The following is a 16,622-nucleotide window of genomic DNA, read 5'->3' on the forward strand; positions in this document are numbered from 1 at the left end:
GTGCCTTGCGCAGCGAAATCAAGGGGGAGGCCGAAGGCCGGAGGACATTCGCGGAGCAAGGTACCCCGTCGGCGGGAGCGCGCCCTGAACTGAGCAGCAGCAGCGCCCGAACCAAGGCACCAGCGCAAGACTCAGCCCGGCTGTGCAATCAACGCCAGCGCGTCGGCAATGGACTGGCTGTCTTCGGGACGCACCAGCTTCGCGACCTGCTGGCCGTCGCGCATGAACACCAGCGTGGGCCACAGCCGCACGTTGAACGAGCGGCCCAGCGGTCGTCCGCTGCCGTCCTCGACCTTGATGCGCGGAATGTCCGGGTACTTGGCAAAGGCCTCGGCGATATGAGGTTGGGCGGCCTTGCAGATGCCGCACCAGTTGGTGCCGAACTCGACCACCGCCGGGCCCTTCAGGGCATCGATCTCGGCGCGGTCGGGCTGCTCGGTCTTGTATTCGGAAGTCATGGGATCCGGCTCCTTGTGGACTGGCTTGCTTGATGCCATTGCAGCAGAAACGTCGCGGGCTTGCTCGCGGCAGGGGCTTGGTTTTTCCAGGCCCGTTTTCAGGCTGGCTGTAGGCCGTGCGAAGCGAGCAGCGCGGGCAGTTCCCGCATGTCGCTGAACACCTGCAGCGCGCCGACGCTGCGCAGCGCCTCGGGGCCGCTGTGGCCCGATTCGCCGGTGCTGTAGCCGAACACCGTGGCACCCGCGGCCACGCCGGCCATCGCGCCCGTGACGGTGTCCTCGACCACCGCGCAGCGCTTCGGATCGACGCCCAGCGCCTCGGCGGCGGCCAAGTAAACGTCGGGGTAGGGCTTGGAGCGCGGCATCTCGTGGCCGCTGAAGATGCGGCCCTCGAAGCACTCGAGCAGGCCGACCTTCGCCAGCTGCAGTTCGACCTTGTGGCGGTCGGCGCCCGAGGCGCAGGCGATGCGGCCCCGGAGCCGCGCATGGACTTCGCGGATGGCCCCGGGAGCGTGCGCAATGGCCACGAGGTCGCGCTCGAGCGCTTCATTGCGGCGAGCCCTGAAGGCCTTGAGCCAGTCTTCGGTGATCCTGACGCCGGTCTTCGATTCGATGAGCGCGGTTTCGTCCTTCACGGCCTTGCCGGTGAAGGTGTTCATCGACTCTTCGGTGGTGAGGTGCCAGCCGAGTTCGCCGAGCATCTCGGCGAGCACGCTGTTGGTGATGGGTTCGGAATCGACGAGGACGCCGTCGCAGTCGAAAAGGACGGCATCGAAGGGGAATGGGGTCATTGCGCGGAGGGGTTCGGGGGAATTCCCCCATGGTAGCAATGACCCCGGCCGGGCTCAGGACGCGGGCTGGATCGGGATGTAGATCTCGCCGCCGCCCGCCATGAACTCCCTGGACTTCTGCGCCATTCCTTCGGCCATGGCTTCCGCCTCGGCCACGCCCTTCTTCGCCGCGTACTCGCGCACTTCCTGCGTGATCTTCATGGAGCAGAACTTCGGTCCGCACATCGAGCAGAAATGCGCCACCTTGCTCGAATCCTTGGGCAGGGTCTCGTCATGGAATTCGCGCGCCGTGTCGGGATCCAGGCCCAGGTTGAACTGGTCCTGCCAGCGGAATTCGAAGCGCGCCTTGCTGAGCGCATCGTCGCGCGAGCGCGCGCCCGGGTGCCCCTTGGCCACGTCGGCCGCATGCGCGGCGATCTTGTAGGCAATGATTCCCTGCTTCACGTCGTCGCGGTCGGGCAGGCCCAGGTGCTCCTTGGGCGTCACGTAGCAGAGCATCGCGGTGCCGGCCCAGCCGATCATCGCGGCGCCGATGGCGCTGGAGATATGGTCGTAGCCCGGCGCGATGTCGATCGTCAGCGGGCCGAGCGTGTAGAACGGCGCCTCGTGGCAGTGCTTGAGTTGCTCGTCCATGTTGGCCTGGATCATGTGCATCGGCACGTGGCCGGGCCCCTCGATCATGGTCTGCACGTCGTGCTTCCATGCGATCTGCGTGAGCTCGCCCAGCGTGCGCAGTTCGGCAAACTGCGCTTCGTCGTTGGCATCGGCGCCCGAGCCCGGGCGCAGGCCGTCGCCGAGCGAGAAGCTCACGTCGTAGGCCTTCATGATGTCGCAGATGTCCTCGAAGCGCTCGTAGAGAAAGCTCTCCTTGTGGTGCGCGATGCACCACTTGGCCATGATCGAGCCGCCGCGCGAGACGATGCCCGTCATGCGGTCGGCCGTCAGGTGGATGAACGGCAGCCGCACGCCGGCATGGATGGTGAAGTAGTCGATGCCCTGCTCGGCCTGCTCGATCAGCGTGTCGCGGAAGATCTCCCAGGTCAGGTCCTCGGCCACGCCGCCCACCTTCTCGAGCGCCTGGTAGATCGGCACGGTGCCGATGGGCACGGGACTGTTGCGCACGATCCAGTCGCGCGTGGTGTGGATGTTCTTGCCGGTGGAAAGGTCCATCACGTTGTCGGCGCCCCAGCGGATCGCCCACACGAGCTTTTCCACTTCTTCCTCGATGCTCGAGGTGACGGCCGAGTTGCCGATGTTGGCGTTGATCTTGACCTTGAAGTTGCGGCCGATGGCCATCGGCTCCACTTCAGGATGGTTGATGTTGGCCGGAATGATGGCGCGGCCGCGCGCCACCTCGTCGCGCACGAACTCGGGCGTGATGATGCGCGGAATGCTCGCGCCCATCGGGTTGCCGGCCACGCGCTTGGCGCGCTCCTCGTTGGCGAGGTACTCGGCCATCCACTCGCGCTTGCCGTTCTCGCGCAGCGCCACGTATTCCATCTCGGGTGTGACGATGCCGCGGCGCGCGTAGTGCATCTGCGTGACGTTGGCCCCTGACTTGGCGCGGCGCGGCGTGCGCTGCAGCGCCGAGGCGCCGGCGCGCAGTTCGGCCAGGCGCTGGGCATCGTGGTCGTGGGCGTGCTTCAGGCCCTCGTCGAGCGCCTGGTGCGAGCGGCCTTCGTAGCTTTCGGTGTCGTTGCGCTCGGCGATCCAGGCGCCGCGCACGCCGGGCAGGCCGCGGCGCACGTCGATCTCGACCTTGGCATCGGTGTAGGGGCCCGAGGTGTCGTAGAGCGACACGGTCTCGCCGTTGGTCAGCAGCACGTCGCGCACCGGCACGTTGAGGTCGGGCCGGCTGCCCGGAATCAGGCACTTGTGCGATGCGGGAAAGGGCTCGCGCGTGAGCGAGAGCAGGGAGGTGAACTTGTCGGGGGCATTCATGCGGGGCACTCCTTGTTGAGGGAAAGGGTGCTCCGCAATCGCTCTGAGGACTTTGGGCCGCCACGTTGGTGGGTGGGTGGCGGGACCGGAGTCGGGGAGTGCAGCTCTTCTTACGCCGGTATGACCCGGATCAAGTTCGCGGGTCGGCACTTTGCCATCTCAGCACGCCACATGCGTGCACCCCGGAGCGGGGACTATTGTGCGGGCCATGGCCCGGTGCGTCAACCGGGGGTCTGCAGATCGCCTTCGAGGTAGAACCAGCGGTCGCCCTCGCGCACGAAGCGGCTGCGCTCGTGCAGGCGCGTGGCGGCGCCGGTGCTGCTGCGCTGGCGGGCGACGAATTCGACCTCGGCATGGTCGGCGTCCAGCACCGAGCGCGAGCGGATGTCCAGGCCCAGCCACTTCACGCCGGGCTCGAACTCGATCGACGCCGGCCGCGTCGACGCATGCCAGGTGGCAAGCAGGTAGGGGCCGCGTTCCAGCACGAAGGCGGTATAGCGCGAGCGCATCAGCGATTCGGCGTCGGGCGCGGGCGTGCCCTCGAAGTCCTCGAGGTAGCGGCCGCAGCACAGGGCATAGCCGATGGGCTTGTCTCGGCGGTCCGTACGGCCGCAGGGGCAAGGTCCGGTGGGGGGAACAGTGGCGCTCATGAAGGCCTCTATTGGAACATCCTCCGGGCCCTTCGACCGATGGGGCAAGCCCGGGGCGCCGTCCAGGAGCCTTCCGAGCGCCCGGTTCAGGCCATTGCGCGCTGGATCAGCAGCTTCTGGATGTCCGAGGTGCCTTCGTAGATCTGGCACACCCGCACGTCGCGATAAATGCGCTCGAGCGGAAAGTCGTTCACGTAGCCATAGCCGCCCAGCGTCTGGATCGCGGCGCTGCAGACGCGCTCGGCCATTTCGCTTGCGAACAGCTTGGCCATCGCGGCTTCCTTGAGGCACGGGCGGCCGGCGTCTCGCAGGCTGGCAGCGTGCCAGATCAGCTGGCGCGCGGCTTCGAGCTGCGTGGCGCACTCGGCCAGCCTGAAACCGACGGCCTGCTGGTCGAAGATCGCCCCGCCGAAGGCCTGGCGCTCCTTGGCATAGGCCAGCGCCACGTCGAAGGCGCTGCGCGCCATGCCCACGCTCTGCGCCGCAATGCCGATGCGGCCGCCCTCGAGCGCGCCCAGCGCGATCTTGTAGCCCTCGCCCTCGGCGCCGATGAGGTTTTCCACCGGGATGCGGCAGCCGTCGAAATTGATCTGCGCGGTGTCGCTGCTGTGCTGGCCCAGCTTGTCCTCGAGCCGCGCCACGCTGTAGCCCGGCGCATCGGTCGGCACGATGAAAGCGCTCATGCCGCGCTTGCCCGCGCCCCTGTCGGTCACCGCGATGACGATGGCGACCTGGCCGTTCTTGCCGCTGGTGATGAACTGCTTCACGCCGTCGATCACGTAGCCATCGCCGTCCTTGCGCGCCGTGGTGCGCAGGCTCGATGCGTCGCTGCCGGCCTGCGGCTCGGTGAGGCAGAAGGCGCCGAGCATCCGGCCCTGCGCCAGCGGCTCGAGCCACTGCTTCTTCTGCTGTGCGTTGCCATAGCGCATGAGGATCGCATTGACCGGGCAGTTGGTCACGCTGATGGCGGTGCTGGTGCCGCCGTCGCCGGCCGCGATTTCTTCCAACACCAGCGCGAGCGTGAGGTAGTCGAGGCCCGCGCCGCCGTGTTCCTCGGGCACGCAGATGCCGTAGGCGCCGAGCGCCGCGAGGCCTTGGTGCGCTTCCTTCGGGAAGCTGTGCTCGCGGTCCCACTTGGGGGCGTTGGGCCAGAGCTCGGCCTGCGAAAAATCGCGCACCGCGTCGCGGATGGCTTCCTGGTCGGCACTGAGCAGCATGGCGTTGTCTCCTGTCTTTTTTCTTGCTTACTTGCCGGCGCCCAGGTCCATGATGAGCCGCGCCGCCATGTACAGGCGCCTTGGGATCGCGCTGATGTCGACGTACTCGGCCTTGTCGCTGTGGTAGCCGAAGCCCGGCAGGCCCAGGCTCTCGATCACGGGCTTGCCCGAGAGCGCCGCGTAGGCCGCGTCGGTGCCGCCGCCGGTGCGCTCTTCCACGCCCAGCGTGCCGCCGGCTTCCTTGTAGTAGGCCACGGCCTTGTCGACCAGCTTCTTGCCGCCTTCGCCGGCGTTGAACGCCGGACGGCCGCGCGTGACCACCACCTTGACATCGGATTCGGGCAGCTTCTTCTGCTGTGCCTTTTCTTCGAGCGTCTTCATGGCGGCCTCGAAGTCCTCGTTCTGCGCATAGCGCACGTCGGCGTTCAGCGTGGCGCTGGCCGGAATGATGTTCGACACGTTGCCGGCCTTGGACATGGTCCAGTTGAAGCGCAGGTGCCTGGCCTTGTCGTCGATGCTCATGGTGCGCAGCACGAGGTCCGACGCCTCGACCAGCGCGTTCACGCCCAGGTCGGGCGCGGCGCCCGCATGCGAGGCCTTGCCGGTGATGTTGACCTGCACGTAGGCAATGCCCGAAGTGCCGAGCGAGAGCTTCTCGTCGCCCGCGCTCGTGGGTTCGAACGAGAGCACGTAGTCGGCCTGCTTGGCTTCTTCCTGGATCAGGTCGCGCGAGCCGAAGGAGCCTTTTTCCTCGTCGGTGTTGAACAGCACGGTGATGGTGCCGTAGTCGCGCACGCCGTAGTCCTTGAGCAGCTTCAGCGTGTGCAGGATGACGGCGTTGCCGCCCTTGTCGTCGGCAATGCCGGGGCCGTAGGCCTTGTTGCCTTCGATGCGGAACGGCGCCTTGGCGAGCGTGCCCTTGAGGTACACGGTGTCCATGTGCGACATCAGCAGCAGGTTCTTGCCGCCCCGGCCCTTCAGCTTGCCGACGATGTTGTCGCCCACCACGAGGCCGGCCGACTTGCTGCGCGTGACGGTGAAGCCAAGATTCTTGAGCTCGCCCTCGAGGTAGTTGCCCGCGGCCGCAATGCCCTCGGCATCCCCCGTGCCGGTTTCGATGTTGACCAGCTGCTCCAGCGTCTTGAGCACGGCGGGCTGCGCATCGGTGGCGGCCTGGAACAGCACGTTGTCGCGCTTCTGCGCCCAGCCGGCGGCTGGCGCCAGCAAGGCGGTGGCCAGCAGGGCTGCGAGCATGGTGCGTTGATTGAATGGGCGCATGAAGAATCTCCTGGCGTCTGTCTGCAGTATTCGTAGAGAGAAAACCACGAAGCGCCCCGGCAAGGGGCGCTTGCGGCGTTTGTTTTTTGTTAAAGCAACTCGAGTGCCACCGCGGTGCCTTCGCCCCCGCCGATGCACAGCGTGGCCACGCCGCGCTTCTTGCCGCGCGCCTTCAGCGCATGGATCAAAGTGACCATGATGCGCGCGCCGCTGGCGCCGATCGGGTGGCCCAGCGCGCAGGCGCCGCCGTTCACGTTGACGATCTCGTGCGACACGTCGAGCTCGTGCATCAGCGCCATCGGCACCACCGCGAAAGCCTCGTTCACTTCCCACAGGTCCACGTCCTTGACGCTCCAGCCGGTCTTCTTGAACAGCTTGGCCACGGCGCCGACGGGCGCGGTGGAGAACCACTCGGGCTGCTGCGCATGCGTGGCATGGCCGACGATGCGGGCGATCGGCCTGGCGCCGATCTTCTTCGCGTGCGACTCGGTCATCATCACCAGCGCGGCGGCGCCGTCGTTGATCGACGAGCTCGATGCGGCGGTGATGGTGCCGTTTTCCTTCTTGAACGCGGGCTTGAGCGTGGCGATCTTGTCGAGCTTGACCTTGCCCGGGCCTTCGTCGATGGAGATGACGGTGTCGCCGCCGCGGCCCTTCACGGTGATGGGCGTGATCTCGTCCTTGAACGCGCCGGATTCGGTGGCGGCCTTGGCGCGCTGCACGCTGGCAATGGCAAACGCATCTTGCTGCTCGCGCGTGAACTTGTACTTGGCGGCGCAGTCCTCGCCGAAGGTGCCCATCGAGCGGCCCGGCTGGTAGGCGTCTTCCAGGCCGTCGAGCATCATGTGGTCGAAGATGCGGTCATGGCCCATGCGGTAGCCGCCGCGGCCCTTGAGCATCAGGTAGGGCGCGTTGGTCATGCTTTCCATGCCGCCCGCCACCATCACCTCGTGCGTGCCGGCCAAGAGCAGGTCGTGCGCGAGCATCGCGGCCTTCATGGCCGAGCCGCACATCTTGCTGAGCGTGACCGCGCCCGCGCTGTCGGGCAGGCCGCCCTTGTAGGCCGCCTGGCGCGCCGGCGCCTGGCCCTGGCCGGCCATCAGGCAATTTCCGAACAGCACTTCGCCCACGCTGTCGGGCGCGATGCCGGCGCGCTCCACGGCGGCCTTGATGGCGGCGCCGCCGAGGTCGTGCGCGGCAAGGGAAGAGAAGTCGCCCTGGAAGCTCCCCATGGGGGTGCGGGCGGCGCCGACGATGACGATGGATTCAGGCATGGTGGTCTCCTTCGGAAAAGTGGAAAGAAAAAAGGAAGCGGTCGTTGCCGACCGGGGCTCGATCAGAAATGGGTCGCATGGCCCTCGTGCGGAAAGCGCTGCGACTCCTCGTACGGGAACACGTCGAGCATCTGGCCGGCCCGGATGCGCTCCTTGTGGTGCTGCCAGAAGGCAGCGTCGAGCAGGTCGGCATGGTGCGCCATGAAGGCTTTGCGCACCGCGTCGTTGCCGAGCAGGAAAGGGCCGAAGGTTTCCGGGAACACGTCCTTCGGACCCACCGAATACCAGACCTCGCCGCTCATCTCGTCTTCCTCGTTGCGCGGCGCGGGCACCTTGCGGAACTGGCAGTCGGTGATGTATTCGATCTCGTCGTAGTCGTAGAACACCACCTTGCCGCCGCGCGTGACGCCGAAGTTCTTCCACAGCATGTCGCCCGGAAAGATGTTGGCTGCCACCATGTCCTTGATGGCGTTGCCGTACTCGACCACCGCATGCTCGAGCTGTTCCTGCGCGCGCTTGGCATGCGCCGGGCTTTCGGGGTTGGCCAGCGTGTCGAAGGCCTCCTGCAGGAAGATGTTGAGCGGGATCATGCGGCGCTCGATGTAGACGTGCTTGAGCACGAGCTCCATCTCCCCGTTGCCGTCGCGGTCGCCGATCTCGAGCTGGCTGGGCGCGAATTTGCGGATCTCGTCGATCAGCTCGGGCTCGAAGCGGTCGAGCGGAAAACCAACGTCGCTGTATTCGAGCGTGTCGGCCATGCGGCCCACGCGGTCGTGCTGCTTCACGAGCATGTACTTGCCCTTGATCTGCTCGCGCGTGGTGTCCTTCTGCGGCGGATAGAAGTCCTTGATGACCTTGAACACGAACGGGAACGACGGCAGGTCGAACACCAGCATGACCATGCCCTTGATGCCGGGCGCTATGCGGAAGCGGTCGCTCGAGTAGTTCAGGTGCGAGAGGAAGTCGCGGTAGAACAGCGTCTTGCCCTGCTTGGCGAGGCCCAGCGCGTTGTAGATTTCGGCGCGCGGCTTGCGCGGCATGAGCGAGCGCAGGAACTGCACGCAGGCCGAGGGCACTTCCATGTCGACCATGAAGTAGGCGCGCGCAAAGCTGAAGAGCATCTGCAGGTCGTCCTCGCCGAAGAGCGCCGCGTCCACGTAGAACTTGCCATGGCTGTCGTGCAGGATCGGCAGCGAGAACGGGAGCTCGACGAAACCGTTCATGATCTTGCCGACCACGTAGGCGCCCTTGTTGCGGTAGAACAGCCCCGAGAGCACCTGCAGCTGGAAGTTGGCGCGCAGCTTCACCTGGTGGAAGCGCCCCATGATGGCGTGCGCCACGCGCTCGGCATCGCGCCGCTTGTTGGCAAAGCCGCCCTGCAGGCCGTAGTCGTCCAGCATCTGCTCGATGGTGTCGGCCAGCGTGTCGTGCGACGGGTAGTAGGGCCTGTACGTGGGCGCGCCGCGCGGCTCGATGTACTCGGTGCTGATGGCCGGGCGAACGAAGATGAAGTCGTTCTGGAAGTAGGCCCGGTGCAGGATCTTCGTGGTCACCGAATTGAAGAAGCTCTCGGCCAGCTCGGGCTGGTGGTGGTCCACCAGCAGGCCGATGAAGTGCAGCTTGACCTGGTGCCACACCTCCATCGGCTGGTCGCCGGCCTTGAACTCTTTCTCGAGCCGGGCCACGGCCTCGTTCACGCGCATGTCGTAGAACTCGATGCGCTCGCGCTGCGCGCGCTGCTGGCCGTGCCAGTCGGCCGTTTCGAAGCGGTGCTTGGCACGCGCCGACTCGGCGCGGAACAGCGTGTAGTGGCGATTGAACCCGTCGATCATCGCCTTGGCGATGTCGTAGGCCAGCGGTGAATCGAGACGCTGCGGGAACATGGGTTCAGCCGGTTTTCGTTCCGGTGCTCTCGATGGCCTGGGCAACGGCCGCGGCGGCATCGAGGCCTTCGGTCCCGTCGGCCCCGGCCTGCGCCGACGGCGAGGCTCCCGCGGGCTTGCTCCACTTGTAGCGGATGCGCTGCACCGCGGCCTTGTAGACCGCGTCGAGCGGCCTGGCGCCATCCACGTTCAGGCCCAGGTCCTGCAGCAGGCCGTCGTGCACGCCGAAGGTCCAGCCGTGGATCTTGACCTTCTGGCCGCGGCCCCAGGCATCGACCATGACGGTGCTGACGGCCACGTTGACCACCTGCTCGGCCACGTTGAGCTCGCACAGCGCATCGACGCGCACGTCCTCGGGCAGGGAATCGAGCATCACGGCGTGGCGGTCGCGCACGTCCTGGATGTGGCGGATCCAGTTGTCGGCCAGGCCGATGCGCTTGCCGCTGAGCGCCGCCTTCACGCCGGCGCAGCCGTAGTGGCCCACCACCATGATGTGCTCGACCTTCAGGTGCTCGACTGCGAACTGGATCGCCGAGAGCGCATTGAGGTCGGAGTGCACCACGATGTTGGCGACGTTGCGGTGCACGAACACCTCGCCCGGCTCCAGGCCGGTGATCTGGTTGGCGGGCACGCGGCTGTCGGAGCAGCCGATCCACATGTAGCGCGGCGTCTGCTGCTTCACCAGGCCGGTGAAGAAGCCGGGCCGGTCGCGTTCCATCTGTGCGGACCAGGCACGGTTGTGGGCAAACAGGTCATCAAGATTGTCGGACATGGGCGTGATTGTCGATGAGTCGTGGTGGTTCGGTCGGGATCTCAGGCCGCTCTGGCCGCTTTCTGTGCCTTGGCCAGGGCCGCGCGGCCCTTTTTCTCGTGCTCGCGCACTTCCGCCAGGTTGGCCTGCAGCTCGGCCAGCTGCGCCTCGAGCTGGGCGCGGTGCGCACCCAGCACGCCCAGGAACTTCTGCAGCTGCGGCACGGTGTCGCGCGGGCTGTCGTACATGTCGAGGATGTCCCTGGCCTCGGTCAGGCTCAGGCCCAGGCGCTTGGCACGCAGCGTGAGCGTGAGCCGCGCCCGGTCGCGCGCGCTGTAGACGCGCTGCACGCCGGCGCGCTCGGGCGTGAGCAGCCCCATGTCTTCATAGAAGCGGATGGCGCGCGTCGTGAGGTCGAATTCCTTCGCGAGCTGGCTGATGGTGAAGGTTTGCGCGGACATTGGACTGGAATCTGCCGAAAAAAGCCGTCTGGAGGGGCGTTGCGGCGGCGACAGCAGGATGGCCCCGCTCTGCCTACAATGATGCCCTCAACCCATGACGTTTACGTAAACGTCAATCTTACATGAACCTCCTCGAACGCGAACTCCACTACCCCCTGGGCGACACCCTGCCCGCCCCCGGCGAAGCACTGGAAGTCGCGCCGGGCGTGCGATGGATCCGCATGCGGCTGCCGTTCGCGCTCGACCACATCAACCTCTGGCTGCTGCGCGACAGCCTCGACGGCGTCGAGGGCTGGACCGTGGTCGACTGCTGCATCGCGCACGACGAAGCCCGCGCGCAGTGGGAGCAGGTGTTCGAAACGCAGTTGCAGGGCCTGCCGATCCTGCGCGTGATCGTCACCCACATGCACCCCGACCACATCGGCCTGGCCGAATGGCTGTGCACGCGCTGGAACGCGCCGCTGTGGATCAGCTCGACCGACTACCACGTGGCGCGCGTGCTGAGCACCGCCGGCGACACGCTGGCGGGCGGCGACGCGGCGGCGAGCTTCTTTGCCTCGCACGGCCTCGTCGACCCCGAGGCGGTGGCCAAGATCCGCGCCCGCACCAACTACTACGCCAACATGGTGCCCTCCGTGCCCGACCGCTTCACGCGAATGATGGACGGCGACACCGTGGCCATCAACGGCCACGCCTGGCGCTGCATCAGCGGCTACGGCCATGCGCCCGAGCACATCGCGCTGTACTGCGACGATCTCAAGCTGCTGCTGGGCGGCGACATGATGCTGCCGCGCATCTCGACCAACGTGAGCGTGCATGCAGGCGAGCCCGAAGCCAATTCGCTGCGGCTCTTCCTGGACAGCATCGACAAGTTCAAGGCGCTGCCGGCCGACACGCTGGGCCTGCCCTCGCACGGCAAGCCATTCACCGGCATTCACCGCCGCGTCGACCAGCTGCAGGAGCACCACCGCGACCGCCTGGCCGAACTGCTCGAAGCCTGCACCGCGCGCCCGCTGACCGCGGCCGAGGGCCTGCCGATCCTGTTCAAGCGCGAACTCGATCTGCACCAGATGACCTTCGCCATGGGCGAGACCGTGGCCCACCTGCACCTGCTGTGGTTCGCGGGCCAGGTCCGGCGCGAGCTCGGCGAGGACGGCATCTACCGCTTCGGACCCCGCAGCGCCACGGCCCGGGCACTTTAGACTCGGTGGATGGACACGCTGGCTGAGCTGCGCGCGGGCCGGCTGGCAGGCGCAAGACGAATCGACCTCTCGTGCGGACTCACCGAGTTTCCGCGCGAGATCTTCGACCTGGCCGATTCGCTCGAGACACTGAACCTCTCCGGCAATGCGCTCGACGCATTGCCCGACGACCTCGGCCGGCTGCACCGCCTGCGCGTACTGTTCTGCTCCGACAACCGCTTCACGCGGCTGCCCGAATCCATCGGCCAGTGCCAGGCGCTGGAGATGGTCGGATTCAAGGCCAACCGCATCCGCACCGTGCCTGCCGCCGCGCTGCGGCTGCCGGCGCTGCGCTGGCTGATCCTCACGGACAACCAGATCGAGACCCTGCCCGAGGCGCTGGGCCAATGCACCGCCATGCAGAAGCTCATGCTGGCCGGCAACCGGCTGCGTGCGCTGCCGGAATCGCTGGCGGCCTGCGGCCGGCTCGAGCTGCTGCGCATTTCGGCCAACAACTTCGAGGCGCTGCCCGCATGGCTGCTGGCGCTGCCGCGCCTGTCGTGGCTCGCGGGTGCAGGCAACCCCTTTGACATGCAGGCCGAGCAGGCAGCCATCGCCGCGCAGTCGGTGCCGCATGTCGACTGGCGCGACCTGGCGCTGGGACAGAAGCTCGGCGAAGGTGCATCGGGCGTCATCCACCAGGCGGTGCTGGGCCCCGCGTCGCGGCCGGTGGCCGTCAAGCTGTTCAAGGGCGCAGTCACCAGCGACGGCTGGCCGCACAGCGAGATGGCCGCCAGCATCGCGGCCGGCGCGCATCCGACACTGATCGCCGCACAAGGCCGGATCGATGGACATCCGGATGGCACCCAGGGCCTGGTCATGGCGCTGGTGGATCCGTCTTTCCGCACGCTCGCCGGCCCGCCGAGCCTCGCGTCCTGCACGCGCGACGTCTATGCGGCCGATGCGCAGTGGACTTCCGCCGTGGCATTGCGCATGGCCCGCGACATCGCTTCCGCCATGCGGCACCTGCATGCGCGCGGCATCCTGCACGGCGACCTCTACGCGCACAACATCCTCTGGAACGCGCAAGGCGGCGGACTGCTCGGCGATTTCGGTGCGGCCTGGATGACGGGCGCACTCGACACGGCGCAAGCCCAGGCACTGCAGCGGCTGGAGATGCGCGCCTTCGGCTGCCTGCTGGAAGAACTGCTCGAGCGCTGCAGCGACGCGCCGCCGCACATCATCGTGGTGCTGAAGGACCGCTGCCTGCAGGCCGATGCGTCCGCGCGGCCCTCGTTCGCCGAGGCCTTGGCGCTGCTCGAGGGCGAGCTCTCGCCATGACGGGCCAGCGCCTGCCCCTGCCCACGCGCGACGGCGTCGGCCCGAGCTGCGTCGGCCTTCCGCAAGGCGCATGGCCCACCATCGCCGAGTTCCTGATCGAACGCTTTCCGGCAATCACGCGCGAGGCCTGGCTGGCCCGCATGGAAGCCCGCGACGTGGTCGACGAGCACGGCGTCCCCGTGACCGCGCAGCGCCGCTACCAGGCGCCATTGCGCGTGTACTACTACCGCACGCTCGATGCCGAGGTGCGCATCCCCTTCGACGAGCAGGTGCTGTTCCAGGACGACCAGCTCGTGGTGGCGGACAAGCCCCCTTTCCTGCCCGTGACCCCCACCGGCAAGTACCTGCAGGAGAGCCTGCTGGTGCGGCTCAAGCGCAAGCTGAAGCTCGACGACCTGGTGCCGCTGCACCGCATCGACCGCAGCACCGCGGGGCTGGTGCTGTTCTCGGTGCGTCCCGAAACGCGCGGCGCCTACCAGGCCATGTTCCCCGAGCGCCGCATCGACAAGCACTACGAGGCCGTGGTGCCGTGGCAGCCCGGCGTGTCGTCGGTGCCCGGCACCTACCGCAGCCGGCTGGTCGACGACGACCATTTCATGCGCGTGAAGGAAGAGGCCGGCGAGCCCAATTCGGAAACGCGCATCGCCGTGGAACAGGCGGCGGGCGGCCATGCCCTGCTGAGGCTCTCGCCCGTCACCGGCCGCAAGCACCAGCTGCGGGTGCACTGCATGGCGCTGGGCATGCCGATCGTCAACGATCCGTTCTATCCCACGCTGCTGCCGCCCGACAGCGACGACTTCGACAAGCCCTTGCAGCTGCTGGCCAAGTCGGTGGCGTTCCAGGATCCGGTGAGCGGCGAGCTGCGCCGTTTCACGAGCCCGCGCAGCCTGGCACTGCCGCCAAGGTGACGCCCCGCGGGCACGCCGCGCACTAAGCTCGTTTCCTGAAATCTTTCATTCAGGAGACACCTGCACCATGGACACCACCCAACTCTTCTCGCTGAAGGGCCGCAGCGCCTTGATCACTGGCGGCTCGCGCGGCATCGGCCGCATGATTGCCGAGGGCTTCCTGGCCCAGGGCGCGCGCGTGTACATCTCCGCCCGCAAGGCCGCAGCCTGCGACCAGGCCGCCAAGGAGCTTTCGGCCTTCGGCCATTGCGTGTCGCTGCCGGCCGACGTGTCCACGCTGGAAGGCGCGCAGGCGCTGGTCGCTGCCTATGCGAAGCATGAAGACGCGCTCGACATTTTGGTCAACAACGCGGGCGCGGCCTGGGGTGCACCGTACGACGAATTTCCCGAGAGCGGCTGGGACAAGGTGGTGGACCTGAACCTGAAGACGCCCTTCTTCCTGACCCAGGCGCTGACGCCGATGCTCAAGAAGGCGGCGACCGACCACCTCGCGAAGGTGATCAACATTGCGTCCATCGACGGCATCTCGGTGAATCCGCAGGAGACTTATTCGTACGCGGCGAGCAAGGCCGGCCTGATCCAGCTCACGCGGCGCATGGCGCTGCGGCTCGCGCAGGAGCGGATCGTGGTGAGCGCGATCGCGCCCGGGGCGTTTGCCTCGGACATGAACAAGCTCGCGCGCGACCATGGCGATGAAGTGAAGGAGCGGATTCCCGCGGGGCGCATCGGGGTGCCGGAGGACATGGCGGGGGCGGCCATTTATCTCGCCTCCCGGGCGGGGGACTATGTGATGGGGTCTACGTTGGTGGTGGATGGGGGGGTTACGCACGCTCGCTGATTTTTTTGAGGTGGGGGGCCGGGACTCGCCCCGGCGGGCGACTCACTTTCTTTTGCTTCGCCAAAAGAAAGTAAGCAAAGAAAAGGCGACCCTACTGTCTGCGTCCCTCCGCTTCGCTACGGGCAACCTGCGGTGCTCGATTACGGCGGGGGTCCGCAGAACTCGCTTCGCTTGTATGTTTGGGTGTCGGGGTGGAGGGACTCGCTTCGGATTCGGCCGCGGCAGCGGACCGACAGTTTTGAGATTTCTCCCGCCCCACCTTCCAACGTCGATCAGGAACTGAGCGGCGCTGCACCTGGCGGTGCAACGACCACCGATCTGAAGGCAAGCCAACGTGGCAGGTGGGCTGCACCCCGACACGACAAATTGTCCAATCGGAGGTGTTGTCATGCAAGAGCCCACCCTGTGCATCGGCGTGGATGTGTCCAAGGCCGAGCTGGTCATCGCCATGGGACCAGAGCGACGACCGTGCAGTGTCGCCAACGACGCTGTGAGTATCTCGAACTGGCTTCGAGCGATTCCGGCGCATGCGCTCATCGCCATGGAGTCCACGGGCCGCTATCACACTCTGTTGGCGCACCTGGCAAGCCAGGCCGGATTGAAGGTCTATGTGCTCAATGCGCGCGACGTCTACTTCTACGCGCGTGCCTTGGGCACCCGGGCCAAGACCGATGGCGTGGACGCCGGGGTGATTGCCCGGTATCTCGTCGAGCATCGTGCCCGGCTGCACCCCTGGCAACCTGGCAGCTCGTTGCAGCAACGGTTGCAGGATCTGCTCGCGCGCCGAGCCCAGGTGGCCACGCATCGATCGGCCTTGCGCCAGGTCTTCACAGGAATCGATACGAAGGGCATCGAGACTGCAAAACTGCAGGCGGCATTCGACGCCTTGCTGCAGTCGATGGACCAGCAGGTCCAAGCGTTGATCGCCAGCGATGCGCAGATGGCCCAGGGATGCGAGCGTCTGCGCACGATCACCGGCATCGGCCCGCAGACTTCGGCGTTGCTCGCCACGCTGCTGAGCCGCTTCGACTTCGCCAACGCAGATGCACTGGTGGCCTACAGCGGCCTGGACCCACGCCCCAACGACTCCGGCACCAAACGCGGGCGACGTCGCCTGAGCAAGAAGGGCCCACCGCTGCTGCGCCGGCAGATGTATCTGGCGGGCTTCGCCGCGAGTCACAGCAAGGCCCTCAAGCCGCTGTACCAGTCGATCCGTGCCAAGGGCTTCGCGACCACCGCGGCGCTGATGATTCTTGGGCGCAAGCTGTTGCGCGTGGCATTCGCTATCTGGAAGGGCAACGAGGTGTTCGATCCAGCTCGATTGATCCCTAAAAATGACTTGCAAAAAACATAGAACCTCAAACAGCTGCGGCCCTGATCCCGCCTCCATCTGCGCTCCTCGGCGCATACAGAAGGGGTGGGAGCGGGCAGCCTTCGCTTCGCTCGGCCCCAATATCCAACAGCCAATAACAACAGCCCAACCACCGCGGCGCTGCGCGCCGCGGTGGCTTGGTGGCCGAGCGAAGCAAAGGCCCGTGTGGTTTGCCCTCCCCTCTGTATGCGCCGAGGAGCGCAGCGTTTCGCGGATCAGGGCTCGCAGCTGTTTGAGCCGAAGGCGAGTTCTGCGAGACCCCGCGAAACGCGAGCACC

At 66.8% G+C, this 16,622-nt stretch carries 15 protein-coding genes and 1 riboswitch; of the genes, 5 read left to right on the forward strand and 10 right to left on the reverse strand.

Annotation, left to right across the window (positions count from 1 at the left end):
* Window positions 1-131: 131 nt before the first annotated feature.
* The 10 genes from AC1DSC_RS26055 to AC1DSC_RS26100 form a co-directional block, all read right to left on the reverse strand.
* On the reverse strand, window positions 132-458 hold the full coding sequence (locus tag AC1DSC_RS26055) for a thioredoxin family protein (protein WP_015867487.1): 327 nt from the start codon (window positions 456-458) through the stop codon (window positions 132-134).
* Between the two features lie 98 nt (window positions 459-556).
* Window positions 557-1,249 (reverse strand): HAD family hydrolase, encoded by a 693-nt coding sequence (locus AC1DSC_RS26060; RefSeq protein WP_436288081.1) that lies wholly within the window; start codon window positions 1,247-1,249, stop codon window positions 557-559.
* A gap of 54 nt (window positions 1,250-1,303) precedes the next feature.
* Window positions 1,304-3,190 carry a phosphomethylpyrimidine synthase ThiC gene (gene thiC / locus AC1DSC_RS26065; protein ID WP_027730154.1) on the reverse strand — a complete coding sequence of 629 codons (1,887 nt, stop codon included), beginning with the start codon at window positions 3,188-3,190 and terminating at the stop codon, window positions 1,304-1,306.
* A gap of 90 nt (window positions 3,191-3,280) precedes the next feature.
* A riboswitch (TPP riboswitch) is annotated at window positions 3,281-3,385 on the reverse strand.
* 26 nt (window positions 3,386-3,411) lie between these two features.
* Entirely contained in the window at window positions 3,412-3,840 is a 429-nt protein-coding gene (locus tag AC1DSC_RS26070; RefSeq protein WP_015867490.1) for a YchJ family protein, read from the reverse strand.
* Window positions 3,841-3,926: 86 nt separating this feature from the next.
* Window positions 3,927-5,057, reverse strand: coding sequence for an acyl-CoA dehydrogenase family protein (locus AC1DSC_RS26075; protein ID WP_436288082.1), 1,131 nt, complete (start codon window positions 5,055-5,057; stop codon window positions 3,927-3,929).
* Window positions 5,058-5,084: 27 nt separating this feature from the next.
* A complete protein-coding gene (locus AC1DSC_RS26080) occupies window positions 5,085-6,335 on the reverse strand; it encodes a glutamate carboxypeptidase (RefSeq protein WP_027730153.1) in 1,251 nt (416 codons plus the stop codon).
* Between the two features lie 89 nt (window positions 6,336-6,424).
* Window positions 6,425-7,609, reverse strand: a complete 1,185-nt coding sequence (locus AC1DSC_RS26085; RefSeq protein ID WP_018907065.1) for an acetyl-CoA C-acyltransferase — start codon at window positions 7,607-7,609, stop codon at window positions 6,425-6,427.
* Window positions 7,610-7,671: 62 nt separating this feature from the next.
* Window positions 7,672-9,492 carry a bifunctional isocitrate dehydrogenase kinase/phosphatase gene (gene aceK / locus AC1DSC_RS26090; RefSeq protein ID WP_015867494.1) on the reverse strand — a complete coding sequence of 607 codons (1,821 nt, stop codon included), beginning with the start codon at window positions 9,490-9,492 and terminating at the stop codon, window positions 7,672-7,674.
* A gap of 4 nt (window positions 9,493-9,496) precedes the next feature.
* The gene (can, locus tag AC1DSC_RS26095) at window positions 9,497-10,264 is read right to left on the reverse strand and encodes a carbonate dehydratase (RefSeq protein WP_436288083.1); all 768 of its coding nucleotides are present in this window, start codon (window positions 10,262-10,264) and stop codon (window positions 9,497-9,499) included.
* 41 nt (window positions 10,265-10,305) lie between these two features.
* Entirely contained in the window at window positions 10,306-10,704 is a 399-nt protein-coding gene (locus AC1DSC_RS26100) for a MerR family transcriptional regulator (protein ID WP_015867496.1), read from the reverse strand.
* Between the two features lie 122 nt (window positions 10,705-10,826).
* Between AC1DSC_RS26100 and AC1DSC_RS26105 the strand changes: the two genes are divergently transcribed.
* The 5 genes from AC1DSC_RS26105 (at window position 10,827) to AC1DSC_RS26125 (ending at window position 16,326) form a co-directional block, all read left to right on the forward strand.
* A complete protein-coding gene (locus tag AC1DSC_RS26105; RefSeq protein WP_027730151.1) occupies window positions 10,827-11,906 on the forward strand; it encodes an MBL fold metallo-hydrolase in 1,080 nt (359 codons plus the stop codon).
* A 9-nt stretch (window positions 11,907-11,915) separates the two neighbouring features.
* Window positions 11,916-13,226, forward strand: coding sequence for a leucine-rich repeat-containing protein kinase family protein (locus tag AC1DSC_RS26110; RefSeq protein WP_436037179.1), 1,311 nt, complete (start codon window positions 11,916-11,918; stop codon window positions 13,224-13,226).
* The gene (locus AC1DSC_RS26115; RefSeq protein ID WP_436037181.1) at window positions 13,223-14,134 is read left to right on the forward strand and encodes a pseudouridine synthase; all 912 of its coding nucleotides are present in this window, start codon (window positions 13,223-13,225) and stop codon (window positions 14,132-14,134) included. The genes AC1DSC_RS26110 and AC1DSC_RS26115 overlap by 4 nt, the downstream gene beginning before the upstream one ends.
* A 67-nt stretch (window positions 14,135-14,201) precedes the next feature.
* Entirely contained in the window at window positions 14,202-14,972 is a 771-nt protein-coding gene (locus AC1DSC_RS26120; protein WP_015867500.1) for an SDR family oxidoreductase, read from the forward strand.
* A 388-nt stretch (window positions 14,973-15,360) separates the two neighbouring features.
* The gene (locus AC1DSC_RS26125) at window positions 15,361-16,326 is read left to right on the forward strand and encodes an IS110 family RNA-guided transposase (protein WP_278880023.1); all 966 of its coding nucleotides are present in this window, start codon (window positions 15,361-15,363) and stop codon (window positions 16,324-16,326) included.
* Window positions 16,327-16,622: the final 296 nt, after the last annotated feature.

This window comes from Variovorax sp. 01N425 (assembly GCF_056399465.1).

Excerpts from the sequence above, each read along its gene's own strand:
- AC1DSC_RS26100 (WP_015867496.1), bottom strand. The coding sequence starts at position 10,704 with ATGTCCGCGCAAACCTTCACCATCAGCCAGCTCGCGAAGGAATTCGAC.
- AC1DSC_RS26075 (WP_436288082.1), bottom strand. The coding sequence starts at position 5,057 with ATGCTGCTCAGTGCCGACCAGGAAGCCATCCGCGACGCGGTGCGCGAT.
- AC1DSC_RS26105 (WP_027730151.1), top strand. The coding sequence starts at position 10,827 with ATGAACCTCCTCGAACGCGAACTCCACTACCCCCTGGGCGACACCCTG.
- AC1DSC_RS26120 (WP_015867500.1), top strand. The coding sequence starts at position 14,202 with ATGGACACCACCCAACTCTTCTCGCTGAAGGGCCGCAGCGCCTTGATC.
- aceK (WP_015867494.1), bottom strand. The coding sequence starts at position 9,492 with ATGTTCCCGCAGCGTCTCGATTCACCGCTGGCCTACGACATCGCCAAG.
- AC1DSC_RS26085 (WP_018907065.1), bottom strand. The coding sequence starts at position 7,609 with ATGCCTGAATCCATCGTCATCGTCGGCGCCGCCCGCACCCCCATGGGG.
- AC1DSC_RS26060 (WP_436288081.1), bottom strand. The coding sequence starts at position 1,249 with ATGACCCCATTCCCCTTCGATGCCGTCCTTTTCGACTGCGACGGCGTC.
- AC1DSC_RS26115 (WP_436037181.1), top strand. The coding sequence starts at position 13,223 with ATGACGGGCCAGCGCCTGCCCCTGCCCACGCGCGACGGCGTCGGCCCG.
- AC1DSC_RS26055 (WP_015867487.1), bottom strand. The coding sequence starts at position 458 with ATGACTTCCGAATACAAGACCGAGCAGCCCGACCGCGCCGAGATCGAT.
- AC1DSC_RS26070 (WP_015867490.1), bottom strand. The coding sequence starts at position 3,840 with ATGAGCGCCACTGTTCCCCCCACCGGACCTTGCCCCTGCGGCCGTACG.
- AC1DSC_RS26080 (WP_027730153.1), bottom strand. The coding sequence starts at position 6,335 with ATGCGCCCATTCAATCAACGCACCATGCTCGCAGCCCTGCTGGCCACC.
- AC1DSC_RS26110 (WP_436037179.1), top strand. The coding sequence starts at position 11,916 with ATGGACACGCTGGCTGAGCTGCGCGCGGGCCGGCTGGCAGGCGCAAGA.
- thiC (WP_027730154.1), bottom strand. The coding sequence starts at position 3,190 with ATGAATGCCCCCGACAAGTTCACCTCCCTGCTCTCGCTCACGCGCGAG.
- can (WP_436288083.1), bottom strand. The coding sequence starts at position 10,264 with ATGTCCGACAATCTTGATGACCTGTTTGCCCACAACCGTGCCTGGTCC.
- AC1DSC_RS26125 (WP_278880023.1), top strand. The coding sequence starts at position 15,361 with ATGCAAGAGCCCACCCTGTGCATCGGCGTGGATGTGTCCAAGGCCGAG.